The organism is Mesorhizobium sp. M0678, assembly GCF_040320505.1.
In the GTDB taxonomy this organism is placed as follows: Bacteria; Pseudomonadota; Alphaproteobacteria; order Rhizobiales; family Rhizobiaceae; genus Mesorhizobium.
On sequence record NZ_JAMYPT010000015.1, the window covers coordinates 70,655 to 96,607 of the forward strand.

At 59.3% G+C, this 25,953-nt stretch carries 25 protein-coding genes and 4 pseudogenes; 15 read left to right on the plus strand and 14 right to left on the minus strand.

The annotated features are described in order from the left end of the window. Positions 1–161: 161 nt before the first annotated feature. From NKI29_RS23725 to NKI29_RS23735, 3 genes are all read right to left on the minus strand, one after another. The gene (locus tag NKI29_RS23725; protein WP_352757326.1) at positions 162–1,352 is read right to left on the minus strand and encodes a tyrosine-type recombinase/integrase; all 1,191 of its coding nucleotides are present in this window, start codon (positions 1,350–1,352) and stop codon (positions 162–164) included. Next, positions 1,352–1,603, minus strand: a complete 252-nt coding sequence (locus NKI29_RS23730) for a helix-turn-helix domain-containing protein (protein WP_023680045.1) — start codon at positions 1,601–1,603, stop codon at positions 1,352–1,354. The genes NKI29_RS23725 and NKI29_RS23730 overlap by 1 nt, the downstream gene beginning before the upstream one ends. 66 nt (positions 1,604–1,669) lie before the next feature. Next, positions 1,670–1,921, minus strand: a complete 252-nt coding sequence (locus NKI29_RS23735; RefSeq protein ID WP_352757324.1) for a hypothetical protein — start codon at positions 1,919–1,921, stop codon at positions 1,670–1,672. Between the two features lie 294 nt (positions 1,922–2,215). On the opposite strand from NKI29_RS23735, the pseudogene NKI29_RS23740 reads away from it, so the two are divergent. The 6 genes and pseudogenes from NKI29_RS23740 to NKI29_RS23765 all read left to right on the plus strand — a co-directional run. Next, positions 2,216–2,671, plus strand: a pseudogene (locus tag NKI29_RS23740) (IS1 family transposase); the annotation flags it as partial. Positions 2,672–2,726: 55 nt separating this feature from the next. Beyond that, complete coding sequence (locus NKI29_RS23745) at positions 2,727–3,206, plus strand: c-type cytochrome (RefSeq protein ID WP_352457996.1); 480 nt, start codon at positions 2,727–2,729, stop codon at positions 3,204–3,206. A 147-nt stretch (positions 3,207–3,353) separates the two neighbouring features. Next, on the plus strand, positions 3,354–4,250 hold the full coding sequence (locus NKI29_RS23750; protein ID WP_352757322.1) for an adenylate/guanylate cyclase domain-containing protein: 897 nt from the start codon (positions 3,354–3,356) through the stop codon (positions 4,248–4,250). Next, complete coding sequence (locus tag NKI29_RS23755) at positions 4,250–6,733, plus strand: ATP-binding protein (RefSeq protein ID WP_352757320.1); 2,484 nt, start codon at positions 4,250–4,252, stop codon at positions 6,731–6,733. Before NKI29_RS23750 ends, NKI29_RS23755 begins: the two co-directional genes overlap by 1 nt. Positions 6,734–6,809: 76 nt before the next feature. Then, positions 6,810–7,406: a 2-hydroxychromene-2-carboxylate isomerase gene (locus NKI29_RS23760; protein ID WP_352622053.1), complete on the plus strand. Its 597-nt coding sequence runs from the start codon at positions 6,810–6,812 to the stop codon at positions 7,404–7,406. Between the two features lie 733 nt (positions 7,407–8,139). Continuing rightward, entirely contained in the window at positions 8,140–8,601 is a 462-nt protein-coding gene (locus NKI29_RS23765) for a hypothetical protein (RefSeq protein ID WP_352458777.1), read from the plus strand. A gap of 95 nt (positions 8,602–8,696) precedes the next feature. On the opposite strand, the gene NKI29_RS23770 is transcribed toward NKI29_RS23765, so the two are convergent. Together NKI29_RS23770 and NKI29_RS33480 are read right to left on the minus strand one after the other, a co-directional pair. Then, complete coding sequence (locus NKI29_RS23770) at positions 8,697–8,918, minus strand: hypothetical protein (protein ID WP_023680037.1); 222 nt, start codon at positions 8,916–8,918, stop codon at positions 8,697–8,699. Positions 8,919–9,157: 239 nt separating this feature from the next. After that, positions 9,158–9,428 (minus strand): annotated as a pseudogene (locus tag NKI29_RS33480) (IS110 family transposase); the annotation flags it as partial. Positions 9,429–9,466: 38 nt separating this feature from the next. On the opposite strand from NKI29_RS33480, the pseudogene NKI29_RS23775 reads away from it, so the two are divergent. From NKI29_RS23775 to NKI29_RS23785, 3 genes and pseudogenes are all read left to right on the plus strand, one after another. Further along, positions 9,467–10,231: pseudogene (locus NKI29_RS23775) on the plus strand (IS110 family RNA-guided transposase); the annotation flags it as partial. 552 nt (positions 10,232–10,783) lie between these two features. Further along, positions 10,784–11,110, plus strand: a complete 327-nt coding sequence (locus NKI29_RS23780; RefSeq protein WP_352637565.1) for a DUF736 domain-containing protein — start codon at positions 10,784–10,786, stop codon at positions 11,108–11,110. A 141-nt stretch (positions 11,111–11,251) separates the two neighbouring features. After that, positions 11,252–11,563, plus strand: a complete 312-nt coding sequence (locus NKI29_RS23785; protein ID WP_023680034.1) for a DUF736 domain-containing protein — start codon at positions 11,252–11,254, stop codon at positions 11,561–11,563. Between the two features lie 82 nt (positions 11,564–11,645). On the opposite strand, the gene NKI29_RS23790 is transcribed toward NKI29_RS23785, so the two are convergent. Both NKI29_RS23790 and NKI29_RS23795 read right to left on the minus strand, forming a co-directional pair. After that, positions 11,646–12,179, minus strand: coding sequence for a Ros/MucR family transcriptional regulator (locus NKI29_RS23790; RefSeq protein ID WP_023680033.1), 534 nt, complete (start codon positions 12,177–12,179; stop codon positions 11,646–11,648). Positions 12,180–12,628: 449 nt separating this feature from the next. After that, the gene (locus NKI29_RS23795; RefSeq protein WP_245274835.1) at positions 12,629–12,799 is read right to left on the minus strand and encodes a hypothetical protein; all 171 of its coding nucleotides are present in this window, start codon (positions 12,797–12,799) and stop codon (positions 12,629–12,631) included. Between NKI29_RS23795 and NKI29_RS33485 the strand changes: the two genes are divergently transcribed. Continuing rightward, positions 12,798–13,199 carry a hypothetical protein gene (locus NKI29_RS33485; RefSeq protein WP_245274834.1) on the plus strand — a complete coding sequence of 134 codons (402 nt, stop codon included), beginning with the start codon at positions 12,798–12,800 and terminating at the stop codon, positions 13,197–13,199. The two genes, NKI29_RS23795 and NKI29_RS33485, sit on opposite strands and share 2 nt — an antisense overlap. Here the strand turns inward: NKI29_RS33485 and NKI29_RS23805 are convergent. Continuing rightward, positions 13,196–13,558, minus strand: coding sequence for a hypothetical protein (locus NKI29_RS23805; protein ID WP_352571714.1), 363 nt, complete (start codon positions 13,556–13,558; stop codon positions 13,196–13,198). The genes NKI29_RS33485 and NKI29_RS23805 overlap by 4 nt on opposite strands. A gap of 527 nt (positions 13,559–14,085) precedes the next feature. Between NKI29_RS23805 and NKI29_RS23810 the strand changes: the two genes are divergently transcribed. Next, positions 14,086–16,224: a DUF3363 domain-containing protein gene (locus NKI29_RS23810; RefSeq protein ID WP_352571715.1), complete on the plus strand. Its 2,139-nt coding sequence runs from the start codon at positions 14,086–14,088 to the stop codon at positions 16,222–16,224. Between the two features lie 43 nt (positions 16,225–16,267). On the opposite strand, the gene NKI29_RS23815 is transcribed toward NKI29_RS23810, so the two are convergent. Both NKI29_RS23815 and NKI29_RS23820 read right to left on the minus strand, forming a co-directional pair. Beyond that, positions 16,268–16,498, minus strand: a complete 231-nt coding sequence (locus NKI29_RS23815) for a helix-turn-helix transcriptional regulator (RefSeq protein WP_352457838.1) — start codon at positions 16,496–16,498, stop codon at positions 16,268–16,270. Positions 16,499–16,897: 399 nt separating this feature from the next. Next, complete coding sequence (locus NKI29_RS23820; RefSeq protein WP_352457839.1) at positions 16,898–17,935, minus strand: IS110 family RNA-guided transposase; 1,038 nt, start codon at positions 17,933–17,935, stop codon at positions 16,898–16,900. Between the two features lie 244 nt (positions 17,936–18,179). Here NKI29_RS23820 and NKI29_RS23825 point away from each other — a divergent pair, with 244 nt between their 5' ends. After that, positions 18,180–18,698 (plus strand): hypothetical protein, encoded by a 519-nt coding sequence (locus NKI29_RS23825; protein ID WP_352756620.1) that lies wholly within the window; start codon positions 18,180–18,182, stop codon positions 18,696–18,698. Between the two features lie 225 nt (positions 18,699–18,923). Then, positions 18,924–19,247: pseudogene (locus NKI29_RS23830) on the plus strand (substrate-binding domain-containing protein); the annotation flags it as partial. A gap of 126 nt (positions 19,248–19,373) precedes the next feature. Here the strand turns inward: NKI29_RS23830 and NKI29_RS23835 are convergent. The 4 genes from NKI29_RS23835 to NKI29_RS23850 form a co-directional block, all read right to left on the minus strand. Continuing rightward, positions 19,374–20,894 carry a sugar ABC transporter ATP-binding protein gene (locus tag NKI29_RS23835; RefSeq protein ID WP_352571717.1) on the minus strand — a complete coding sequence of 507 codons (1,521 nt, stop codon included), beginning with the start codon at positions 20,892–20,894 and terminating at the stop codon, positions 19,374–19,376. A 1-nt stretch (position 20,895) separates the two neighbouring features. After that, a complete protein-coding gene (locus tag NKI29_RS23840; protein WP_352571718.1) occupies positions 20,896–21,867 on the minus strand; it encodes an ABC transporter permease in 972 nt (323 codons plus the stop codon). Continuing rightward, on the minus strand, positions 21,864–22,904 hold the full coding sequence (locus NKI29_RS23845) for an ABC transporter permease (protein ID WP_352571719.1): 1,041 nt from the start codon (positions 22,902–22,904) through the stop codon (positions 21,864–21,866). The genes NKI29_RS23840 and NKI29_RS23845 overlap by 4 nt, the downstream gene beginning before the upstream one ends. Positions 22,905–23,036: 132 nt before the next feature. Then, the gene (locus NKI29_RS23850) at positions 23,037–24,062 is read right to left on the minus strand and encodes a sugar ABC transporter substrate-binding protein (RefSeq protein ID WP_023680812.1); all 1,026 of its coding nucleotides are present in this window, start codon (positions 24,060–24,062) and stop codon (positions 23,037–23,039) included. 149 nt (positions 24,063–24,211) lie between these two features. Here NKI29_RS23850 and NKI29_RS23855 point away from each other — a divergent pair, with 149 nt between their 5' ends. Together NKI29_RS23855 and NKI29_RS23860 are read left to right on the plus strand one after the other, a co-directional pair. Further along, entirely contained in the window at positions 24,212–24,961 is a 750-nt protein-coding gene (locus NKI29_RS23855) for a GntR family transcriptional regulator (protein WP_352622040.1), read from the plus strand. After that, a complete protein-coding gene (locus tag NKI29_RS23860) occupies positions 24,948–25,727 on the plus strand; it encodes an SDR family NAD(P)-dependent oxidoreductase (protein ID WP_352648450.1) in 780 nt (259 codons plus the stop codon). Before NKI29_RS23855 ends, NKI29_RS23860 begins: the two co-directional genes overlap by 14 nt. The last annotated feature ends 226 nt before the right edge of the window (positions 25,728–25,953 follow it).

Sequence of the window (25,953 nt, forward strand, 5' to 3'; positions counted from 1 at the left end):
CTTACCAATTGATTTTTATGGCTTTCTGAATACCCTCCGGGCCCACCATAACCATTGATTTTATTGAAGAAAATACGCCTCGGCCCAAAACGTTTGGGCCCATTATGGGCCCAAAAAAGGGCGGCCGATATGCCACCCTCCACTTGGTCGGGTTGATTCACTCATTTGATGACGCGCAGGGGTATCCGTTGCTTCATGGCGTCGCGTTTCGCTTCCCGCTCGTTAATGGCGCGGGCGATATCGACAGCCATCCGTTTCTTATTGGCCTCTCGCACATACTCGTCTGTTACCGTCATTGAAGAATGCCCCATCGCCTCCATGATAGCGCGCGCTTGGATGTTGCATTCGGCGAGATACGTGCCGAAGGTACGGCGCAGCCCGTGCAAGGTGTAGCCCTCCGGGATGCCGGCCTGCTTGTTCCAATGTGCCATCATGCCGGTGAGGCTCTTTTCGGAGAACGGACGCCCATAGGCGTTCTTCAATACCGTGCCACCCTTAGAGCGATCTAATGGCACTAAAGCTTGCGCCAGCTTGTCCACAACCGGGATGAACATCTCGCTCCCGCCATGACGGTTGCGATTTTTCTGCTGTCGGAAGTCGAAGGCTTCGATTGTTTCCAAGGAGCCATCGAACAATTCGATCTCCTCGAAGACCAAGTCGTCCCATTCCAGTGAGGCGATATCGCCGCGTCGGTTGCCGAGCCAGAAACCGAGCGCATAGCAGGTGCGCGGCGCTGAGCCGATTGGATGGTGCGCCTCGAACTTTTCACGAATGGCGATCGGCCAGGCGGGATTGGCAGTCGATTTGGGAATGCGGACGCGGATCGACAGCGAGGGATCGTCCTGCGGTTTGATCCATTTCTCAACTTCGATCGCCACCCACAGGAGCTTCTTGATTGCCACCAGCAGGTGCTTGGCAACCGTCCGGTTGGTGGCAAAGACGCTTTCGATAATCGCACGCAGATGGTCGGCATCGAGATGTTCCACCGGCGTATTGCGCCAAGTCAGCGGATAGGCAGGATCGACCTGCATCTGAAGGAAGCGCTCAATAAGCCGAGCATTCTTCTGCTGCGTCGCTTCATCGAAGTCCAGCCATTCCATCGTCGCTTCAAGTCGGCGCGCAGCATGACCAAATGTCTTTGGCAACGCCCGACCGGGCAAGTCAATGATGACGGCCTTTTGACCTTGGCCTTGCGTTGCCTGTTCATAGGCGCCTTCGAACTCAGGATCGCCTGGTGCGCCAGGAAGCCGAATTTCGGGCATTCCTTTGCCGCGATAGCGATAGACGAGCTTTCCGTTCTTGATGCGCGACGAAACGCCGGGGTAGCGGACATCTTTAAATGGCCTGACCATTAAATCTCCCTTTGAGTTTTCCGCTGCCGTTGCTCCACAGGCGGGGAATCCTCCAGCATTGCCTGAAGCGAAAGGGTCTTGCTTTCTATAGCAACGCGCAGGAGTACCGGGTAAGGGAAGCCCCGACCTTGCTCTATGCCTTCAAAAGTGCGTTTCGGTATTCCCAAGACCTTGGCTGCACTCTCCGCGGTGAATCCTCCCTTCGCCCGCCAGGCTTTCACTTCTCGCGCGAGCTTTTCATTGTCGTTCACGTCATCTCTTTCGCTCAGGCGATGACTGTACTACGCCTGCAGCGTATACGCAATGTGCGTAGTTGCTTATCTCCTTGTCGGCTCTCGTTTGCTCCGCTCCAATAGTTGTTTGAGACCATTGTCTTTGTCTGGCAGGGCGGAGAAAGCGATATCGAGCGCCACACGATCCCAGATCGCGCGACTGTTGACGTGCTTAGGCCTCGGCATGCGGCCGTCAGCAACCATGTCATCGAATAGTGTCGATCCGACACCGACATAGCGCGCTGCTTCCTCACGAGAGAGGCCGCGGGGTGGGTACGAAAGCGCGTCAGTCTTCATAGACGCGGCCTCGAGAACGTCGGTACTGAAACAGCACAACGATATCAAATCCAGTCGGTTGACTGTTTCGACAAGCCTCGGTCCCGATAAACGGGGCCATCTTGCACTCGGCACAACAAATCCACATCCCGCACCATCCGGTAATGAAGAGATCGTGTTGCCCTAGATAAGAGATGCTGCGTGGTGCGGAAGCTGCTTGGCCGGCTCGTTCGGGAAAGGCGAGTAGCGACGTGCAAATCGGACAGGGTAAGATGCGGCAGAATGTTTCGGTGCTGACGTCGGGGGTTCAAGTCGTTAGAGGCTGTTGAAGGTGCGTTCGGCGGCGATATCGACTATGCCATGCTGATCAAGCTCTATGGCACTTCGCCTGACAGCGCCAAGGGCCGCTATAGCCCCGCCGAATGCACTGGCGCGCGGAAAGAACGGATCGAAGGAAATCCTGACATCAAGCATGTCAGCACGTCATTTGCGGAACGCCAGAACCTGACCATGCGGATGCACATGCGCCGCTTCACTCGCCTGACCAATGGCTTTTCCAAGAAGGTGGAGGCTCACGCCAATGCGGTGGCGTTGCATTTCATGTACTACAATTTTGTTCGCATCCATGCCACGTTGCGCATGACGCCTGCGATGGCCACTGCCGTCACTGACAAGCTTTGGGAGATTGGTGACATCGTTGCGCTGATCGAAGCGAGAGAAGCCGAGAAACCGGCTATTCGCGGCCCTTACAAAAAGAGCCTTTCAAGCTAGCCGTCGCCTTCGGACGTTGGCTCATACTGCTTAGCGGAACGCATGGGAGGGAAGGATGCGTGTCACAAGCCTGTTTTTCCTATTAGCCGGTCTCACGATGCCAATTGCAGCCTTCGCTCAAGGCGAAGTATCGGTCGAACGAGGGTTGCAGGTATCAATCATCGGCGGGTGTCACGATTGCCATACCGAAGGCTACCGGGAAACAGAAGGCAAGATTGATCCTGAAAAGGCTTTAATGGGCAACTCGGTCGGTTGGCGCGGTCCTTGGGGCACGACCTATGCGACCAATCTTCGGATAGATGCTTCGGTAATGACCGAGCGTGGATTTGTAGGGATGCTGAAGCGCATTAGAACGTCTCCACCGATGCCTTGGTACAATCTTCGAGCGATGGACGAGAGCGATATGCAATCGCTCTATCAATACATTAGGTCGCTCGGCAAACACGGGAAGCCGGCCCCCAGTCGCATTCGCCCTGATAAGGAACCGACGACGCCATACGTTCAACTTGTGCCACCCCAAATGCCGAAGAACTGACAAATATGCCCAGAGCTGAGCGAAGAACGGCGCCCCGGCAAAAAGCGCAGCGTCAGATTTCAAACTGACCCACTACCCGGAATTCTCTTCACTAGACATCCGGCTCCCGTTTGAGGACTATTGGTCCAATCGGGCTGCGATACGTCCATGAATTTAGGGAAATGGCTGCAGAGCCTCGGTCTTGTTCAATATGAAGCTTCGTTCCGTGAGAACGGGATAGACAGCGAAGTGCTGCCTGACCTTACGGACGCCGACCTGGAAAAGATCGGCGTGCTTCTCGGGCATCGCAAGCGGTTGCTGAAGGCAATCGAACGCCTTGGTGCGCGGCAATTGGAACCCGAGCCCATAGAGCCGACGACGCCGCATGTCGACACAGCTGAGCGACGTCAGATTACAGTTATGTTCTGCGATCTCGTCGGGTCGACGCAAATGTCGACACGGCTGGATCCGGAGGAGATGCGCAACGTACTGCGCGCTTACCAAGAAGCCTGCTCCGTCATCATCGCCCGGTACGGGGGTTTTGTTGCGAAGTTCATGGGTGACGGCGTGTTGGCCTATTTCGGCTATCCGCTTGCCCATGAAGACGACGCGGAGCGTTCCGTGCGTGCCGCTCTGGAGATCGTAGCTGCGGTTGCCACGATTGAAACGGCGGCAGCAGGCACACTCCAGGCGCGCGTCGGAATTGCGACTGGCCTGGTGGTGGTGGGGGACGTGATCGGCCATGGTGCATCGCGCGAGCATGCGGTGGTCGGCGATACGCCGAATCTCGCGGCCCGGCTTCAGGGTCTGGCCAACGCAGGCCGCATCGTCATCGCGTCTTCGACGCGCCTACTACTTGGCGAGGTATTCGAGCTCAAGGCCTTGGGCGTCCACGTCATCAAAGGCTTTGATGCTCCGGTTTCGGCCTGGGAGGTCCTCCGCGAGACGGAGAACGTCAATCGGTTCGAGGCGTCCCGGTCGAACGCGCCCCTGGTGGGACGTGATCAGGAAGTGGCGTTGCTTGCCGACCGCTGGAGCGACGCGTGCGGGGGGAAGGCCAAGTAGTGTTGCTGACCGGCGAGGCAGGCATCGGCAAGTCACGCCTGTTGGAGGCACTGCGCGAACGGATCGTGGGTCAACCTTATGGCCTTGTGCGTTACCAGTGTTCTCCGCACCATCGCAACGTCTCGATGTATCCGGTCGTCCGACAGATATCATCTTCGCTGGGTCTTAGGTCCGGCGAGCCGCCGACAGCGCAAATCGAAAGGCTCGAAGCTTTAATCGCCCGCTCGGGCCTCGGTGGCCGGGGCGTCGCATCCTATCTCGCCTCGCTTCTGTCGATCTCGACCGAAGGACACTTTCAGGACCTCGGAGTAGTGCCGAGCGAGGCAAAGGAGCAGACGATTGCCGCGTTGATTGAGCTGTTCGCCGGGCTGACGCGAGAGGCGCCCGTGTTTGCCGTGCTGGAGGACGCGCACTGGATAGACCCCACCTCGCTGGATTTCTTCAGCGGCATCGTCGAGCGAGTACCGGGATTGCGGGCGCTGTTAATAGTGACCTCTCGCCCGGAGTTTACAAATCCCTGGGTCGGTCAAGGCCATGTGACAGGGCTGGCGCTCAACCGATTCGGACGGCGTCACGCTGCAGCCATGATCGATCGCATCACCGGCGGCAAGGAGATTCCTGCAGAAGTGCAAAGCGCGATAATCTCTAAGACTGACGGCGTTCCCTTATTCGTTGAGGAGCTGACCAAGGCGGTCCTTGAATCGGGGCAACTGCGCGAGCAAAGCCAGTGTTTTGTGCTGGCCGCGCCGTTGACGGCACTGGCGATTCCATCGACGCTGCAGGACTCCCTAATGGCGCGGTTGGATAGGCTCGGGTCGATCCGGGAAATCGCACAGATTGGCGCGGCGATCGGCCGGGAATTTTCGTACCGTCTGCTGGAAGCGATCTCGCCGATTACCGGAACCGCGCTTAAGGAGGCGTTACACAAACTGGTCGAGTCGGAGCTGGTATTCTCTCGCGCCGCCATAGGTGACACGATCTATGTTTTCAAACACGCGCTCGTGCAGGATGCAGCCCACAACTCGCTGCTTCGCTCCCGCAGACAGCGCATCCATGCGGACATCGCCCGGTCAATTGTCGAGCGCTTTGCTGATAGCAGCGAATCCGCGCCGGCGGTGATCGCCCATCACTACACTGAGGCGGGACTCTCGGAGCCGGCGGCGCACTATTGGCTGACTGCTGCGGAATTGGCCCTGTCGCGGTCAGCTCTTGCCGAGGCCACTCAGCACACCGGGGCCGGATTGACGGCAGCCCGGCAAATCGAAGACGAGCAGGTGCGTCGACCACTTGAACTGGCTCTATTGGTCGCCCGCGCCAACTCGCTGCTGCCGTTCCAGGAAACAGTTGCGGCGTTGACTAGTGCCAAATCACTGCTTGACGCAGGCGTCGGTTCCGACTTGCAACGCTTCTCGGTTCTGCATGGCCTTTGCGCGAGCAGCTATTTCGCGGGGAAGATGGAGGATGCGTTCGCCCTAGCGCGGCAGATTGTAGAGTTTGCGGACCGCCAGGTCGACCCGACATTCAAGTTGGTCGCCTATCGGCTTCTCGGGACGACCCAGGTCCTGACCGGACGTTCTCGCGAGGCTCTGGAAAGTCTGCAGTCGGCTGAAAGATATCGTGACCCCGACCGCCAGAAGGTGTTGAGCTCCTGGTTTGGCATCGACCCCGGCCTGAACGTCCTGTACTGGAAGACAATGGCGTTAGCTCTGCTGGGACAGTACGAGGGCGTCGCGAAATCCAGTGAACAGGTGCGGTCAGAGCTGTTAAATCATGGCAACGCTCACACCGTCGCGGCAGGCAACTTCTACACGATCGTGTGGCCACAATTTCTGTTCGGCAATCTCGACGCTTGCGAGAGCGATGCTGTTGCGCTCGTCACCTATTGCGGCGAACGGAAGGTCGAGCACCTGAAGCGAAACGGCGTTCTATGCCATGCATGTGTGCGAGCCCGGCGCGGGCCAACCGACGAGAACATAGCGACGATCCGTCAGGCGCTCGATTCCAATCGAACGCGCGACGCTCACCTATTCGAGTCAGTGTTCGTCGCGCAGCTTGCCGAATGCCTTCTGAAGGCCGGCAATACGGTGGCAGCAGAGGCTGCGGTGCGGGAAGGTTTCGCCTTCGTTGGCCGGTCGGGCGAGCAGTTCTGGCTGGCTGAACTTCATCGGCTCGATGGCCTGGTGGCACTGAAGCAACCACAGCCGGACCTCTCCCGGGTGGAAACCAGCCTCCTCGCCGCAATGGAGGTTGCGCGGCAGCAGGACGCCCGAATGTTGGAACTTCGAGCCGCGACAGATCTCGCGCGTTTCGCACACGAGGCCAGCCCTGGGCTCTATCCCTGCTCGATGCTGGAGCAACTCCTGGTTCCCTTTGCAGATGCAGAGTTCTCTCGGGACATACGCGACGCTCGCAATTTCCTGGCCTCGCAGGTTTCCGGTGACGTATTGGTAACCACAATGGCAACGAAGCCAGGCTTGCCTTAATGTCGGGAGCGGGATCGCCGCGTTGGGAGCACACCTCGCTGGCGACAAGGCGGGTCATGCTCTGGAGTTTTAGGTAATGCCAATCATCGACTTCTGGTTCTCAATAGGCAGCACCTACACATACCTATCGGTCATGCGCATCGAGCAGGTCGAGAAGCAGACTGGCGTTCGTTTCGTCTGGAAACCCTTCAATGTGCGGGTGGTGATGATCGAGATGAACAACGTCCCCTTTGTGAACAAGCCGGCAAAGGCCGCCTATATGTGGAGGGACATCGAGCGGCGCTCGCAAATGCGCGGGCTCTCGCCGAAGCTCCCGGCGCCGTACCCTCTAGCGGAGCTGGAACGGGCGAACCGTGTAGCAATCGTGGGGGCAGCAGAAGGCTGGTGTCCCGCCTATGTCCGGGCAAGCTACAGGCGATGGATCGAAGAAGGACTTCCTGCCGGAAATGAGCCGAACATCAGCCAGAGTATCACGGAGGCCGGCGCCGATGTGGAGGATGTGCTGGCACGCGCGGACGCGGACGAAGCCGTGGCGGGGCTTGTTGACGCGACGAACCAAGCCAAGAGCCTCGGCATTTTCGGCTCGCCGACTTTCGTCGTCGGCAAGGAGATTTTCTGGGGTGACGACCGGCTTGAGGACGCGATCTCTTGGAAGAATCGCCAGGGGAAATAACACCGGTCTATGCGGCGTGGATCACACTCTCACTAGAGCAAAATCTCTCAAACCTGTCGATGGGCGTTCGCGTTCGTCGTCGGGTTCTCTCGCTCCAGCGCAGCAGGCCGCAAACTCGATGCTAGGCGCTATGCGCCAAGCACTTGAATTCATTGAGATCGCCAACCTGTGTGCTAAATAGCGTAGCACAGAAGTATGGAGAAGAACGGCTTTCTAGAGAGCAATTCGGCTGATTTGGCGCACGGCCCAGCAAACAGCTTTCGGCGCCATCCTGGGCTTCAGAGCGCGCTGTATTCCAACAGAGAATTGTTTGGAATTTGAGGGTGGGAGACCGCTACATCGCAAGACCCACTATTGAGGGGGCGTTCTTTTGCTATCGCCGGCATGCGGCCTGACAGCACCCGGGATCCAGCGTCACGAGCTCGAAAGTACGAGTCGGACGATGATGAGGAAGCCGCGTAAAGTCACCCGGGAAGGGGAAGACGTTCTCGTAGGCATATCCGTGGACGTAATACATTCTAGCCACCCGTCAGCACTTTTAAGTCTGCCGCCGACCAGGATCATTGACCGTAGCAGCGAACTGGGCTGCATCAACGGCTCGGCTCTTTCAATGTCGCCGACATCATCCGAGGCCGTGGCGGCAACGATGCGCTGAACGGCGCTGGCACGATGTTACATAAGTCTCGCAAGAACAACCGATTAAGGACCAGCGGAGTCACGAAGAAGCGATATCATGACCCAGCGCAGCTCGATCTACTCGACTGGGCAGCGAGCGCCCGATCGCCAAGATCATCAGCGCCATCCCCGGCACCGCGAAACGGATGTGGAGGGAACGCCACACGAACAACCCGCCGCACATCGTGCCGATGCGGGGGCGGGCATGAGCGTGGCGGCCTTACTGATGCAGCGTGAGCCGGTCCATGGGCGCGTTTGCTTCGGCCAACCTAGCCAGCGCTTGCTCGACGTTTTGAGCCGAGGTGTCAGTGCGCTTGATGTGCCGGATCATTTGCCGCGTCAGTCGCGCGAGCCTGGCGGCGCGATATACATCGCCGTATCTCGCAGTTTCAAGGTGGAGGGTCGCGAGCCTCATGGGCGACAATCCAATTGTCTAGCGGTAGAATTCGCGAATCCGCCTTTGGTTCCGCTGTCCGATCTTACGCTCGCAAAGAGCTGGCCGGAGGGCCGTGACGAATGAGAGGCCGGTCCTCACATATTGCTGCGCGGTCTGAGGCGCTAGCCGTGACGACATGGGGCAGCGGCGGATCGGAAGGCTTTCACGGCCCGGATGGTTCAACGTGTGCGAACTCCGTCAGCGCTGGTGGGATCGATCTTCGTCAACCGCGATCTGGCCTCCACCACGCGCCGTTGCGCAGCCCGTATCCTGCTGCACAGCGCGATATTGATGCCGACGCCGCAGTCTTCATCCAGCATTTCATTCGCACGTTTAAGGGAAAGCTGCGCTCCGTTGAGCCGCTGTCGGGCTCTCGCCAGTTCCATATCCAAAAATTCCATTATCCTGCATCCATTGCAGTCCCTTCGATTGGTAAACCGCTTGTGGCCGCCGTTGGTTCCGGCTGGCGCGAGCGTCCAACCCAAGCGTCGATATGGAATCTCCGGACTTGGTTCAGTCGGCGGAGCTGGCTGCAAACTTGCCCGAAACATTCGTTCAACCCTCATGAGGCCATACAACTCCTCCGCCACCCGCACGGCGGGCGCTTGGAGGAGCGACCGAACCGTAGTGATGTTCAAAATGCCGCGTCAACGACATGAGTGTCGTGGCCTTCTGCTTCCAGAACTCGGTGGACCCAGAAGCCATCAAGGCCGGCCCCTTGAATGATGACGAACGGATAGTCGCGGCCGGTTCGGCTACGAGCCTTTGCTTCAACTGAGCGAGGCGGCCAAGAAGCCCGGCAATATCCGCGCCGGGGATGGTATGGCGCGATAACCCGCCAGCTCCCGGCGAATCGAGGTGACCAGCCAGGACTTCTTGCTCAACTCCACCGAAACAAAGATCTCGTCCAGCTCTTTGTGCGCTGCCTTGCTTTCAAAACCACTCGGCGTCGCTGCTGGCGTTCAAGCGTGGCGAACCGCGAGTCTGCTCCATGCTACGCGTGCCGAGCCCTTATGAGGAGGATCGCCGCCGCATCGTCCGGGAGCGCAAGGTGTTGATGGAAGAACGCATCCGGCACGGCAACCGGATCAAGGGTCTGCTCTTCTCGCAGGGCATCACCGGCTACGATCCTTTGCGGCGTGATCGTCGCGATCGGCTGGAAACTCTTCACACCGGCGATGGACGGGATCTGCCCGCAAATATGAAGCGCCAGGTTCTGCGTGAGGTCGACCGAATGGAAATGTTGCTCGATCAGATCAAGGCAGTCGAGGCGGAACGGGACGCCATGCTCGCCGAAGAACGCCAATCGGCGCGTGAAGTGGTTATGCTGTCGAAAGTCGTCGGTATCGGACCAGAGTTTGCGGCCGTGCTGTGGGGAGAGGGCTTGTTTCGGTGCTTCGACAATCGCCGGCAGCTGGCGGCCTATGCCGGCCTTGCGCCGACGCCATGGCAAAGCGGGTCGATCGACCGGGAACAGGGGATCGGAAAGTCCGGAAACCCACGCTTGCGATCGACGCTGCTGGAAATGGCGTGGCTCTGGTTGCGGCACCAGCCCGCCTCGGCGCTCAGCCGCTGGTTCAACGAGCGAGTTGCCCAGAATGGCGGACGCTTCAAGAAGGTGATGATTACCGCGCTGGCCCGCAAGCTGATCGTGGCTTTGTGGAAATACGTCCGCGCCGGCGTGGTGATCGAAGGAGCGTTTGTAAGACCATGACGATCTGACCGCATTCCAGTTCGGCCAGGGCCTGATCAGCCCCGCCGGAACCAGGTGGACGACCGCATTGCGGCATGGCTTTGAACGCCGTCATCGAGACTGGTCTCGTCCTCCTGAGCCCTTGCCGCCGCAGGCGGGATTATGGTGCGGCCGCTCGAGCGGCGACCGGATGTGAGGTTGATACGTGCAAACGCGCGGATCAGGAATGGGCTCAGACCTCAGGTTCATGTGGCGGTAGGGATCGCGCTGCTTGTGCCGAATGCGTGGCTGAAGGGCCGATGGCCAGCATCGTTCTCGAGAGACTGATGCTGAAATCCTCCCTATACGGCCTCTCTACTGGCTGGTCTGGCGCCGGTCGGGCCTCTGCCTGCAACGGCTTCCCCGACCTTCTTCCCCTGCGGCTTTGCCGCATTCCTCGCGGGACAACAAGCTCGGCTGCCGCCGTCCTCCGCTGGCGCTGCGGTCCACAGGATGCAGTCGGCCCGATCGTCGCCTCACGACCGCTATCGAGGCCGCACAGGGCGGCTTCGGCAACCAGTCAGGAGAACGACAATGGCTACCATCGGCAACTTCCAGCAATCGGACAACAACGAGTTCAGCGGCGAGATCGTCACCCTCTCCCTCCAGGCCAAGAAGGTCCGTATCGTACCCGATACGCGCGCCAGCGGCGAAAACGCTCCCAGCCACCGGGTCTTCGTCGGCCGCATCGAAATCGGGGCGGCCTGGTCCAAGCAGTCCAACGAGGGTCGCAGCTACCTGGGTCTCAAGCTCGACGACCCGAGCTTCACCGCTCCGATCTACGCCAACCTCGTCGTGGGCGAGGACGGCCAGGGCTACAGCCTCATCTGGTCACGTCCGAACCGCCGCAACGGCGATTGAGCACCCTTGACAGGACGCCTCGCACCGAGCGGAGCGTCCTCCAGAAACGACCACTCAGCAGCTCAGAGCCACAGCTTGACGAGTGGTCCCTCATGTGAGGCCGCAATGGGCGCGGCCCGAGAAACAGAAGGAACCACCACAATGGCGACGATCGGCACATTCTCCCGCACCGCGAACGGCTTCTCCGGCTCAGTCAAAACCCTCAACCTCAACGTCAAGACAGTGTCGTTCACCCCGGTCGACGGCGACAATGAAAAAGGTCCGGACTTCCGCATCTTCGCCGGCGCCATCGAGTTCGGGGCGGCATGGAAGAAGACCTCGCGCGAGGGCCGCGACTATCACTCAGTCAAGCTCGACGATCCCAGCTTCCCCGCTCCGATCTATGCGAGCCTGGTCGAAACCGACCCCGGGGGCGAGTTCTCGCTCATCTGGTCCCGCCGCGCCGCCGAGTGATCCGAGCTAACACGAAGCCCCGCGCAAGGCGGGGCTTCGCCATGTTCAGGTTCGCCACTGCACCTCTATCTGGTGCAGCACGCTATGCTTTGACGGGTGTTTTGCGCGCCTTCTTCACCGGCGATTTGATTGCCGTGGCAATTGCTGCCGCCGCTGGCGCGCGAGCAGCTCGTTTTGGTTTTTCCGCCGCAGCTGTCGCTGGCGCTGCCGCCTTGCGGCCCAATCCTATTGATTTTGCCAGGGCCGAGCGAGTCGCCGCGTAGTTCGGCGCAACCATAGGATAGTCGGAGGGCAGGTTCCATTTCTGGCGGTATTCGTCCGGACTCAGATTGTAGTGCGTTCCGATATGCCGCTTCAAGGATTTGAACTTTTTCCCGTCTTCCAGGCATATGATGAAATCAGGTGACACTGACTTCTTGATCGACACCGCCGGCTCCAGTTTGGCTGCGGTCGGAGCCACAGGTGTGCCGATCCCTTGCAAAGCGACATAGACATCCCCGATCAGCTTCGACAACTCGCCGACCGGCAACGGATTGTTCGAAACGTAGGCGGAAACGATGTCAGCGGTGATTGATACGAGATCAGCCTGGTCGCTTGGGTCTGGAGAAACGGTCATCGAATTTCCTCTTGTCCAAAGCGCGCTTTGAAAACGGATGGTCTGTCTATTCGCCAATCCAGGCAAATAATTCGTTACTCCGCCAACAAACCTCATTCCGTGTAAATATCAAGCAGGCAAGTGTCGCTGCGATCGTTCGGTCCGGCTGCAGACAAGTTGCCGATCGCGTCGGGGAAGCAGGAAGGCTTTCCCCCTCGCTTCTCCGCGCGCCAAGCGCACAGCCCAACGCAAGCCAGCGCCATGAATCATGGCTCCTGCGTCGCAGGATTGAGCCATGAACAATTGTCGTCGCGACACTCTGTGCCGCGGTCCTGGTCTCGCCCCGGCATGAATTGGCCCTCGCGTGTACCTCTTGTGGGACTCATTCAGGTGGGCTGCACCGCCTCGCGCCGATCGGCAGGATGGATGTTGCTGACATGGCAGCCGGCATGCGCCCGAACGGCTGCCGCCTACTGGCTCAACGAATATCTGATGAACGGCGTGCTGCTTTTGAAGCGCTTGCCACCCCGCAGCTGACAACTCGTTTGACACCACGGCGCCGCGAGCCCATCGAGCCCCTTGCGCATGTCGGTATGACCGAGCGCCAGATGCACCTTCACCCCCGTCGGAACGACGATCATGATGCGTTCTTCCTCGCCGCGAGATGCTGCTGGACTGCATCTGCATTGTGCCGACGGATGCAAAGACGCGCCGCCCGTCGTCCAGTTGGGCTGTCATCACGCCGTCCGGCGGTCGTACGAGATTGCGCAGGGCAGTCAGTACCGGCGGTTCGGTTTCCGTCCCATGGATGAGTGCAACCGTTGCCAATTGCGGCGCCTTGCGAGCGGTCACGCCGAACTGGACACGCCGGCCGAAGGCATGCTGGTGGCCATCCCATGGCGGCGGCAAACCTCCGCCACACTGACGCCGGGCTTCTCCGTCTCCTGCACGATCGCCTGCTTCTGTGCGTCGCTGAAGCGGCGCCGGTTCGACCGCCCGTCAACGGCGGTGTCAAGTGACATTGGCGCCGTACGCAATTAGCAGCGCTGCTGAATTGAGCCCGCGCACTCGGATGCAACAGAGATCGCCAGTCCACTTCGGCCTCGAATTCCTCGGGGACGAGCGCGCCATTTGCGCAGCGCATGGGGCGAAAGTCCGAGCGCCGCGGCATATTCGGCAAGCCCCAACCCGCTCCAGTTCATCACCTCCACATGCTTGCCCCAGAACGCCTGCAGGGCAATCGGACCGGTGTCCGTACGCACGCTGTAGCGGTAGCGGCGCGGGCTCTTGCGTCGCTTCGGCGGCCCTTTCTTGCCCCGCTTTTCCGGCTTTTCCTGGCGCAATTTCCGCAGATATTCCGCACGTTTGCGCCGATCTTCCGGGCTCACCAGATGGCGCACTCACAGCTCAAAAGTCTTCGTCGAAAGCTTGCGCCGGCGGCAATATTCCTCCGCCTCAAAACGGCCCGATACCAGGTCGCGTCATGCGTCGACCAGCACGGGTTGTTGGCCTTGTCCCAGGAACGTTGAGGCACCGCCGGAAATCTCTCAATAGCAAGGAACGTCACATGTTGCGAGATTGCACGACCCGAAAGATGTGCAGGATCCGGACGGTTACCGAGGGTGGTGGGGGACAGCGAGGGTGGTGGGGGACGGCAAGATAAAGCGAGCTGGCGCTCGCCCTCGCTTCGCTCGTAAGCGTCTGTCTGCACATTGTTTTTTCCGGCGCGTGCGGACACCGAGCGGCACGGCGCGAGGTGCGAAGGGTGCTGGTTGGTCCGTTATCCCACTGATCTGAACAGGAAAGTTTAGGTGCCGCAGCGATGTGCGATCCGCCATCCTACGCCACAGCAAGTCATTGCAGTCCATAGCATGCTCAGCGCTCCGGCCGTCTTGAAGCACCAAATCCGACTCCCGATGCTGTCGTCATGGCAGATCGTGACAGCGACAGGTTCCAGGTTCGCACCGGCCGGACGCGGCATGGCGGCAATTCGCGGACGCTGCCCTTTGTGCGCCAGGTCGAGATCGCTGTCCGCAAGCAAGGCGGCAACCCCAATCGCTTTGGCGCAAGCAGCGGCGGCGGAAAGGGAAGTGGCCGCTTCAACGCCCGTGGTCGCGGCGGCAAGGTGGCGGCAGGGTTGCCAAAGGACGCCGGCGGGTGGCGGCAGGACGAGAGCGGCGTCCGCTTTCGTTCCCGCCGCGTCGTGGTGAAGGCGCGCGTCGTCAAGCTGCCGGGGCGAGGGAAGGGGACCACCGGGCGCGGCCAAAAGTTCGTGACGACGCACAAGGCCGTTAACGCGCATCTGCGCTATCTCCAGCGCGACGGCGTCACCAGAGACGGCGAGAAGGGCAAGGTGTACTCGGCCGATGACGACGAGGCCGACGGCAAGGCCTTTGTCGAGCGCGGCCGCGGCGACCGACATCAGTTCCGTTTCATCGTCGCGCCGGAGGATGCCGCCGAGATGGAAGACCTGCGCTCCTTCACCCGCGATCTCATGCGGCAGATGGAGACCGACCTCAACACACGCCTCGGCTGGATCGCCGTCGACCACCACAACACCGGTCATCCGCACACCCATATCCTGGTGCGCGGCGTCACCGATGACAGCAAGATCCTGAACATCGCCGGCGACTACATCGCCCATGGCATTCGTCACCGGGCAAGCGAGCTGGTCGAACGGGAACTCGGCCTGCAAAGCGAGGTCGAGGTCGCCCGCAAGCTGGCCAACGAGGTGGACGCCGAACGGCTGACCCGGCTCGACCGCATGCTGATCGCCGAACAGCAGGAGCACGATGTTGTCGACCTCCGTCCCAATGCCAGCGACAGCTACACCATTTCCAGCAATCGCTATCTGCTGATCGATCGGGCAAAGAAGCTGCAGCACTTCGGCCTGGCGAGCGAGATCGAGCCCGGCCGGTGGTTGATCTCCGACAAAGCCGAAAGCACGCTGCGCGCGCTTGGCGAGCGCAACGACATCATCAAGACCATGCACCGGGCACTCGAGGAGCACGGCCTCGCCGATGAACGGGGCGCGGCGCAATATGTCATGCACCGGCAGACCATCACCGAGCCGGTCGTCGGCCGTGTGCTCGCCAAGGGTCTTGCCGGCGACGAGATGAGCGATAAGCTGTCGCTCGTCATCGACGGAGTCGACGGGCGCACCCACTATGTCGAGACCGCCGATGCGGCAAAGCTCGAAGACATCCAGCGCGGCCATATCGTAGCGCTTGATCCGATCCCGCCGAAGGAGGAGCCGCGCGCCGCCGACCGCAACATCGGCGTCGCAGCCGGCGAGGACGGCGTCTATCGGCCGAGCAGACACCTGGAGGCAATCCGCGAAACATTTTTGGAGCGGGGCAAAGACCCGGATGCCTTTGTCCGCTTCCATGTCCGCCGCCTCGAAGCGCTGCGCCGGGCCGGCCATGTCGAGCGCATCGACGAAGACCACTGGCGCATTCCAAAAGACCTGTCCGAGCGCGGCATCGCCTACGATGCCCGCAGCCGCGGAAAGGACTTCTCCGTCCGCCTGCTTTCGACGCTTGACCTCGACGCGCAGATCGGCAGCGACGGCGCCACCTGGCTCGACCGGGAGCTTACGGCCAGGATCCCCATGCCGCTGGTGAGGTCAGGCTTTGGTCTCGACGTCGACAACGCGCTCGACAGACGGGCTGCCCAGCTTGTCGGGATGGGCCATGCCGAACGCGACGCGACGAGCCGCACCATCACCTTCTCGCGTGACCTTGTAGCCACGCTGGAGCGCCAGGAGGTTACGCGGGTCGGCAAGGAAATGGCCGCTGCGCGCGGCCTTACCTTCGCGCCCGTTCAGCCCGGCAATCATGTCGGCGGCACGCTCCTCGGCTCGGTCCGTCTTGCCAGCGGGCGCTTCGCCATGCTGGACGATGGTTTCGGGTTTCGGCTCGTGCCCTGGCAGCCGATGCTCGACAAGCGCATCGGCCAGCACATTACCGGCTTCGTGCAAAACAGCGGCGGCATCGACTGGAGCTTCGGCAGAAAACGCGGCCTGGGCTGTGAGCGCGCTCATCGGCGGGGCACTCTTGGCTCTTAACAATTCCCGGCAACGCTTAGCCAAGCCTATTGCCAAACAGTTGTCAGATGCGGGGTCTTAAACGGATACCATTCTCGGATAAGAACTCGATTCCGGCCCTCTCGAACGCATGCCTTATACTTATGAGGTTGTTGGCGATCGGAATGCGCGCCCCACGCTCAAAATCCGCAATCGTCTGCCGAGCCACATTTGCGGCTTTAGCTAGTTCGTCTTGGCTCCACCCAAGCATCGCCCGAGCGCCGCGACACTGCTCTATCGTTAGCGCACTTTCCATGGGCTACAATCCGATTGACGGTCAATCAATTTGTATGATGAGCTTCCCTAAGCCGGCCGAGCTGAGCGCTGACACGCTTAGCCCGACCTAACCACAGCCAAGCTGTTAGGAGCTCGGGTCATGGCTTCTCTATTCGGCGGCTTGGGGTCAAGCGCTTTTGTCATTTTCTGCCTTACCAGCTTCTGACATCATTCGCGGGTTCGTGCTTCTCTCCGGGATCGGCCCATTGGCCCTCCCTTGATGGGATTCAGAGAATAAGGCGGAACAATCTGATTCGCGTCCTGGCCAGCATGACATGACCGGTGCGCCCATGATCGCGAACTCACCTCATCCTTCGTCCCGCGAAGGACGTGCTTCCGCGCTGGGCGGAACTCTCTACCTCTTCTTCCCGGCCTTTTGTCACACGGCTGACGCCATGGTTTCCCGCGTCCAGCGGAACTCGCTGTTGTCCAGCCACATGCGGTGCATGACGACCGCCAGGCGACGTGCGAGCGCGACTATCGCCCTGCGCAAGCCGCGCCGCTTGGCGACGTTCATCGCCCAGGCCTTCAGCCATGACCATTTCTTCACGTGCGTCAGCATGACTTGGGCTGCTTCATAGAGCAATGTTCGCATCATGCCGTCCCCGCAGAGTGAGATGCCTCCAACGCGCTTGCTTTCGCCGGACTCGTCGAGCTTCGGTGTCAGCCCCAGGATCGGCCCTACCGCCTTGGAGTTTCTGAACCGTTGTGGAATGTCGATCGTCGCGGTGTACGCGAGCGCCACTATGGAGCCGACACCAGGGACCGTCATCAAGCGCCGGCAGGTAGCATCGCCCCTGGCGATCGCCAGCACTTGTCTGTGCAGGTGCGCAAATTCCTCGCGCAGCTTCCGCCTGGCGGCCAGCAGTGGCTCCATGATCTGTTCGAGATCGGGCATGCATTCGACAAGCTCACGGATGCGGTCCTCGAACTTCGCCGTTCCCACGGCGCCGACCTTGAGCCCGAAGTTGCGCAGAAGACCGCGGATGTCGTTCTCGATCGCGATCGCCTTTTCCTGCAAGATCTTGCGGGCCGTCAGCAGCACCCGGCGCTTCTGGCTCGTCAGCGTCTTGATGTGCACCGGGCGGAATAGGTTGACCCGCATCATCTGGGCTATGCCGCGCGCATCATTGCGATCTGTCTTGTTCGGCTGCGCCTTCAGGAATGCTTTCACATGACGTGTTTCGATGCAGATGACCGGCAGCCCGGCCCTGGCCAGCCCCTCGAATAGCCACTGCGACAAGGGCCCTGCTTCGAGCCCGACCCGTTCGACGTTCCAAGTCGAGTCCTTCAGCACCGCAATGATATCGTCAGGGTGGCTGACCACCTTCACCTCACGACAAATCCTGCCGGTTTCGTCGACAACGCAAACGGCGGTTTCCTTCACCGAGATATCGAGGCCAACAAAATGCTTCATGTTGCGCTTCCTTTCCCGATGCTTGTGGCTGTCTGGACAGACCAAGTTATCATCAGCTCGAAGCGCAACACCTCTTTGCATCACCTTTGAAGATGGGCTCGAGCCGAATACCCCATCTGATTCCGACAATACCACGACTCTGCCTTTCGTCACCCGTAGGCAAGTGCTTGCGGGAGGAATGACCGCGTCCACCGCTTCAATGCTTGAGAAAAGTACTCTTACCGGCAACGCTACCGCGACGAACATGTCCCTCTTCGACCCAGCGCTGGCGCTTTGGCGGGAATGGCAGACAGCCCACAGGCTGAGCGAGCGGCTTTGCCGCGAGCAACAGCGCCTGGAGACGAGGCTTGTCGAGAGCGTCGGCTTTCCTCGCGCGACCGTCCGCCTGCCCGAGGGTGAGGACGTGACGGTCCACTCGATCGAGATGCTCAATGAAGTACTCGGCAAAGGGCCGGACATGGTGGCTCTCCGCAAGAAGGCCGAAGCTGATTTCGCGGCGCATCAGGCACGCTGGGATGCGGCTGCCGAGGAGACCGGTTACACCGCAGCGCTCAGGGCCGAGCGCGAGGCTGGTGACCGGGCGGAGGATCTGCTGGAAGTGATCTCGTCCACCCCCGCCACGACGCTCGCCGGTGTGGCGGGCAAGCTCGACGCTATATTGCGTGAGGGCGAGGCCTGGGAGGAATGCTCCGAGTTCCCTTGGCCGCAGATCCGCTCGGCGCTCAATGATCTGGTGCGCATCGCCCAACAGATGATCCCGTAGGAACAGCTCTTCACGGCAAGCGGCATTCCCCGGACGGCGGGCTGGCTGCTGTTTCCGAGCCTGAAAGACTAAGATGGGGGCGAGATATGAAGACCCGTCCAACACAACTTCGGCTGCGGCGGAGAACCCATCAACTTGCAGCGAAGCGTCCGCCGTGGCGCTCGCCCATCGCTATCGCTTGGCGCATCGTTCGCGGCGCTGGCGCAATAGGCCGGCAAGGTCGGCATCGTCGTGAAGATTGGTGGCATTCCGTGGTTCAACGCGATGGAGGCCGGTGTCAAGGAGCGCGGTCAGAAGCTCGGCATCGATGCGTTCATGGTTGGCCCGACCAGCGCCGATCCTGCACTTCAGGTTCGCGCCATCGAGGATCTCATCGCTCAGGGCGTAAAAGTCATCGGCGTGGTGCCGAACGACGCCAAGGTGCTCGAGCCGGTGCTGCAGAAGGCCAAGGACGCCGGCATCATCGTCATCACGCATGAATCGCCCGGCCAGAAGGGGGCCAATTGGGATTTCGAGTTTACCTCTGCCAAGGGTTTCGGCGAGGCTCATGCCCACACCTCCAGAGAGGACGCACCAAAGCTCAGCGCGGATACCTGCAATCCAGTCCTGCCGAACTCACGCCTGTCCACGGGATCCTCTTGGCCGATGGTGAAAAGTCCTGAAAGTGTGAGGAGCTTAGGCGGCCTCAGCCCTATGGATCAGATTCATGATGCCCTCGCTCATGCCGGCATAGGATCCGTCATTGATTAACTGGCCCTGAAGCCGGTAGTCGTTCATGACCAGAATCCTGTCAGCGAGCAGGATCATTTCGGGCATGTCGCTCGTGATCAGCAAAATGGCAGTGCCGTTGTCGGCAAGTTCTCGCAGCAAATCGTGCAGGTAAGCCTTGGTCTTGATGTCGATGCCGACTGACGGCTCGTCAACCAGCAAGATCTTGACGCCTGCTGCCAGCCATTTGGCGACGCTGATTTTCTGCTGATTGCCACCCGAAAGGTTGGCCACCGTCTGCGCGAGGCTGGGTGTTTTCACCTCAAGCTTCTCGATGTATGGCGTTACCTTGTGTCGCACGAGGCGGTCGGTGAGGAATCCGAGAAGTGCCGAAAGGGGGCGCCACACTGCAATTCCAGCATTTGACAGCACCGAATGCATCAAGACCAGACCTTCGCCCTTTCGATCTTCGCTGACGTATCCCACACGATGCGTGTGGATGGCTTCGCCGACCGACCTGATCTTAACCGGCTTCCCGTCGATCTCGACGGTACCAGCCGTCAGCGGAAACTGACCCAGTATGCATTTTGCAAGCTCGGTCCTTCCGGCGCCCACGAGGCCATAGAGGCCCACAATCTCGCCTTGTCGGACATGCAGATTGACGTCCGAATGGCCTAAAGATGTTTCAATGTTCTTGAGCTCGATGGCCGGAGGAGCCCCAGTCGAGTTGCGCTCCCGCCAGCCGCCTTCACCCTCGGCCCGGCCGATCATCAATCGGACAATGTCTTGCCGCCCCAGGCCCTCCATTGGCCGGCTTTCACAGGCATTCGACCCATCCCTCAGCACTGTGACGCTGTCGCAAAGCTCCTGCGCTTCTTCCAGCTTATGGCTGACAAATAGCAGGCTGGCGCCTTGGTCTCGCAGCTTTCGCAAAAACGAGAATAATAGATCAGTTTCACTCGAGGTAAGTGATGCGGTTGGTTCATCCAGGAGAAGCACTCGCGAGCGCAGAGACAAGGCCTTGGCGATTTCGACCAGCTGCATCTTGGCGACGCTAAGGCGCGATACCGGGGTTCTTGGGTCGATGTCTAGGCCGAGGGCCTCAAGCCAACGCGCGGCCTGATTGTTCAAGTCGGCATAGTCCACCGGCTTTAGCAACGAAGCCCCAAGTCGCTCGAGATGGATATTTTCCGCAACAGAAAACCTCGGGATAAGATTCCGTTCTTGATGTACGACGCCAACACGATGAGCGATGGCCTCGCGCGGCGAGCCGAAATGAACCTCTTGGCCCTCCAGGATGAGGCGGCCGGCATCGGGGTGGTGAACACCGGTAATGATCTTGATAAGCGTTGACTTCCCTGCGCCGTTTTCGCCGAGCAAAGCATGTATGGAATGAGTTTTAAGTGTCAGGAAAACGCCCTTTAGGGCCTTTACGCCTGGAAAGGACTTCTCAATGCCCAGAGCCTGGAACGCTATCTCGCTCGCCATTTCAGAGCCTCTTGAGATTTCGTGACAAACGACTTTCGCGAAAACGATTGGCGCCGACTGCCGCCAAGATCATTGCGCCCAGCACGACCTGCACGAGGAACGGGTCGATGTCGAAAAGCACTAGGGCTTGTGTGATTATTGCAACGATCACCACCCCGAGCAGCGTAGCGGGCACGCTGACGTGTCCGCCGGCCAAGACCGCGCCGCCGATCACGGGCGCGGCAAAAGACAAAATTAGCCAGTCGTCGCCGATCGTCGGTTGACCCATTTGTAAACGGGCAACAAGGAGAAGACCGGCAAGCGCTGCAAGAAACCCCGAAAGGGCGTGCGCGATGACAACTGTATTTGCAATCGATATTCCCGACAATTCTGCGGCATGTTGATTGCCGCCGACTGCCAAAATAAACCGCCCTATGGGTTGCCGATTAAGCATGAACCACAAGGCTAGCCCGACAGCCATGGTCGGGAGCATCAACCAAGGAATGATCCCGAAGATCGCGCCCTGTCCGATGGATTTCACGCCGTCTGAGATATCATAAAAGGGTTGGGCATGTGTGATGCCCAAATTGATGCCCTTGTAAACGGACAGGCTGGCGAGGGTAATTACGAACGCCGAAATGCCAGTTCGGGCGATCAGAAATCCGTTTATTACGCCGCATATGACCCCGAGCGACAGCGCGGTTAAGGCGGCAAGGGATGCGGGCACGTACCACGCGTCCATCATGCCGGCGAAAACAATAGCGCAAAGACCGCCGATAGCCCCGACAGACAAATTCATCTGACCGATAGCGATGATGAGCATTTGCGAAAACGCGATCAGGCCATTTACTGCAATTGCGAGCAGCAGCACCTGAATATTCAATGGCGATAGGAATGATGGGTTGAAGCCCCCCACGATCGCAACGGCGACGATCGTAACCAGCAGCGGCCCAAACCAGTCGCTCCGCACGGCGTTGGCGAAGGAGCCGTTCATGCCATGTTCCTCCGGGCCAGAAAGGTTCGGCGTGTTTTGTCCATCAATACCGCAGCCAGCAAAAGCAGACCCAAAAAGCTCTGAATCCAGAAATCGCCCAGCTGTAATAGAAGCAAACCACTAGTCAGCATCGTCACCAGAAACGCACCTAGGCACGTCCCCAGCACCGATGCCTTGCCGCCCGCCAAAAGTGTTCCCCCCAACACAGGACCAAGGAACGCGATGAGCAGCCAGTCCTGTCCGAGTTGTCCCGCCATTGATGGGATCGCCGCTCCATTGCGTGCGACTAGCATCAGAGCCGCGCAGGCGGCGAGCGCGCCAGACAGCATGTGGCAGTATATGAAGATGCGCCCGACATTTATGCCGGACATCTCCGCCGCTTCGGGCTTGGCGCCAGCAGCCAGCATCTCCCGCCCAACCGCTGTCAAATTATAAAGATATCCTAGAACCAATGCAGCCATGAGGCTAACCAGGAGGAGCGGAGAGAAAAAACCCAACAGCTTGATGCGTCCGAACGCTGCAAAGACGGGTGGCAGAGCGCGATAGGATTCTGCACGCGTCAGGAAGATCATTACGCCGAAGAAAATGCTCATTGTCGCGAGCGTGATGATGAAGCTGTGCAATCCTGTGCGAACGGAAGTCCATCCGTTGATAAAGCCCAGCAAGGCGCCAAGGGCCACGGCTGAGAGAATTGCGAGTGGCCACGGAAGCCCGACGACCTCAATGAGATAGCCGCAAGTCATTGCGGCACAAACGCCGATCGCCCCTACAGCAAGGTTCAACCCCCCAGTTATAACGACGACCATCATGGCCAAGCCGATCATGATGTTGACGGCTGCGATACGACCGAGGGTGAACAAATTGAAGGCCGAAAAGAAACCCTCTGTTGTGAATTTGAAGCCCAGCGCAAAGACCACAATGAGGGCAATGAGCCCAAACTCATTGGTCAGATAGAATCGCGTCTCGGTGGCATTCCTGCGCGGCTTGCCGACGATATCGCCACCGGGACCCTTCGCCGGCACATCTGAATAAGACATGGTTTCGCACCTTCAATGGCTAGGCCGCCATGTTATCAGGGTAGCTCTGGGTCACGACAGACACCGTGCAATTTGATTGGACGACCGCCGGGTCTGCTTGAACGCAGCCCGGCGGCATTGGTGGAAATCTGGTTACTTGCAGGTCAGATAAGTCGCCTGGAAGGTTTCAAAGAGCTTCTTGGTCGTGTCGCGCATAGCGTCAACATAAGTGTCGATTTTGTCGGCCGCGACATAGACGGTTCCCGAGTCGATGAACTTGTCAGTGAGGGCATTCTTCTTAAAAGGCGCATCGGTCTTGACCGCGCAACCCGAACGAAGCTTGTCGAGAACGAAAGTGCCGATATAGCCTTGGCCATACGGATTCTGCAGCATTGTGCCATTCACAAAGCCATCCTTGATGGCCTTCAACACAACTTGATCGTGATCAATGGCTACCATCTTGATCCGCTTGTCGCCGATCTTTCGGACTGCGTTCGAGGCTACAACCGCAGGGACCCAAGCGGTCGTGATGATGCCATCGACGTCGTTGGCGTGAGCTGCCAGGTAGGCATTAATCTTTTCCTCGGCTGGCTCGGGCGCATCAATGTCAGCGATGACCTGGACGACCGTTGCGCCTTCTTCCTCCGCCGCTTTTTTGACGGCGTCGATGCGAAGCTGGGTATTCGGATCAACAAGGAAGCCGGTGAAATGAGCAATGCGCTTCTTGGTGCCCGTCAGTGTTTTCAAAAGCTCCTTGGTTCCAATGTATGCTGAATTGCCAGTGTCGGTGCCGAGGCAGAAGGTTGCTGAAGAAGGATCCTTGAAGCACCCTGCGCCGCCGATGACAGGCGCGCCATTGGACACGAGCTCGTCGACGGTACTGACCGATCCGACGGGGTCACCCGGGAAAATCAGAAAGCCGTTATAACCCTGGGTCAAAAGGCTCTCGAGCAGCTGGTTCTGCTGGCTGAGTTCCCACTTTTGCGGCACCTTATAGTCTGCTGCGGCCAGGCCAAAATCCTTGGCAGCATCCTTACCGGCTTGCTCCCACGCCGCGAAGTAGGGGTGCGGACCTCCGGGAACCAGCGCAATTTTTGAATCTCCAGCGGCGAAGGCGGACCCCACGCCTATTGCGGATAGCAGTCCAATCGCGAGCACGCGACGCAAATAGTTCGACATCAAAACTCCTCCCGTTGAGAGCGCCGCCTTCCCGCTTAAAATTGTCGAGACCGCCAGCGCAAATGCCTTGCATTCACCGCAGAAGTTCTAGTACACTTGTATACAAGGTGCAACTGCTTTTTTGTTGATGGCATTTTTCGGAGGACATTGTGCAAGAAGGCGAGCGGAACGCGATATCGCGTTTCGACCAGAATGGAGCGAAAGCCATGTCTTCCGGATTGGCTGAACTAGACGTGTTTTTGAACCGGCGCAGTTCGGCGAGTGAGCAAATTTACTCCGTCCTGCGCGAGGCAATCGTGCGTGCGAAGCTCTTGCCGGGCGAATCGATTAGTGAAAACGCGGTGTGTCGCCAGTTCAATGTGTCTCGCACACCTGTGAGGGCAGCGATCCAAAGATTGGCCGAAGACGGACTTGTAAGTGTCTTTCCGCAGCTCGGCAGTTTTGTTTCGCAAATTGATATCGTCAGCATCCAAGACAGCCATTTTGTCCGCCGTTCTCTGGAAACTTGCCTTCTTCGCGAAGTTGCGCCGCGTTGGACGCCAGCGATGAGCGCTGAAATGCGTTCACTGGTGGCGGCTCAAGAACGGAGTATCGCTGAGGGCGATATTGACGGATTTCACGACAATGACGAGAATTTTCACCAATTGTTTGCGTCTTTCGCGCAGCGACCGGGAGTTTGGACGACCATCCACGCTGCTAAAGCCAAGCTGACTCGCTTTATTCGTTTCTCCGGCAATGCCGCACGGTTTGCGGTTGTGCTGCAGGAGCATTTGGCAATTCTGGATGCGCTGGATGCCAATGACGGACCCGGTGCGGAAGCCGCATTGGTCGCCCATCTCGATAAAATCTTTGTCCTTTTCGACGCGCATGCGTCGGAGACACGTCATGCCGCGGTCTGACCAAGCAATGGAGAATTCCCGCTTGCAATCGCTAGAAGGAAAAACCGCTGTCGTAACTGGAGGCGCAGGCGCTATCGGCTCCGCAATCGCAGTGGAACTGGCGCGCGCCGGCGCTCAAGTAGCAGTCCTGGATCTGCTCCCCAAGGCCGCAGAGGCGCTGGCGTCGCGGATAGGGCATGGCGCCGTTGCCGTCGGTGTTGATCTGGCAGTTGAGAGTTCAACGCGCGCGGCGGCGGAGAAGGTTCTTCAGCACTTCGGTTCGGTCGACATTTTGGTCAACAATGCTGGCATTCTGTCGAACCACAAAATGGCAGATACCTCGATCGAGGAATGGCGAAGGGTCAACATAGTCAACGTAGAAGCCGCATTCCTTCTCGCCCAGATATTTCTTCCAGGGATGCGGTCGAAACGGTGGGGTCGGGTGGTCAATATCTCCTCCTATGCCGCCAAAAGCGGAGGCTTGACCGCAGGGACGGCGTATTCAGTTTCGAAAAGCGCGATGATAGGGCTGACCTTTTCGATTGCCCGCGAGACCGCTGGCCAGGGCGTAACCTCGAATGCAATTGCCCCCGCCTACGTAATGTCGCCGATGGTTTCCGAACAGCTCAACGACGAACAGCGCGCGGCCCAGCTTGCTCAAATCCCGGTCGGGCGATTTTGCGAACCTCAAGAAGTCGCCCACACCGTTTCATTCCTCGCGTCACCTCTAGCCGGGTTCATCACGGGTGAGGTTATCGACATGAACGGTGGTCTCCATTTCGATTGAGCTGCATACAATGGAAAATCGTCGTTCTTACGCCAATTTGGCGCTCGCATCAGCCGGTGTCCAAATTCATCGGTACGATCGACGGAGTGTGACGCCCGGAATCGTGCATCTCGGTATCGGCAACTTCCACAGGGCCCATCAGGCAATCTATACGGTGATTGCTTGGCCGCGGGACAACTCGATTGGGGCATCATTGCAGCCTCCCCCGGAGTTCGGACACGCGGGA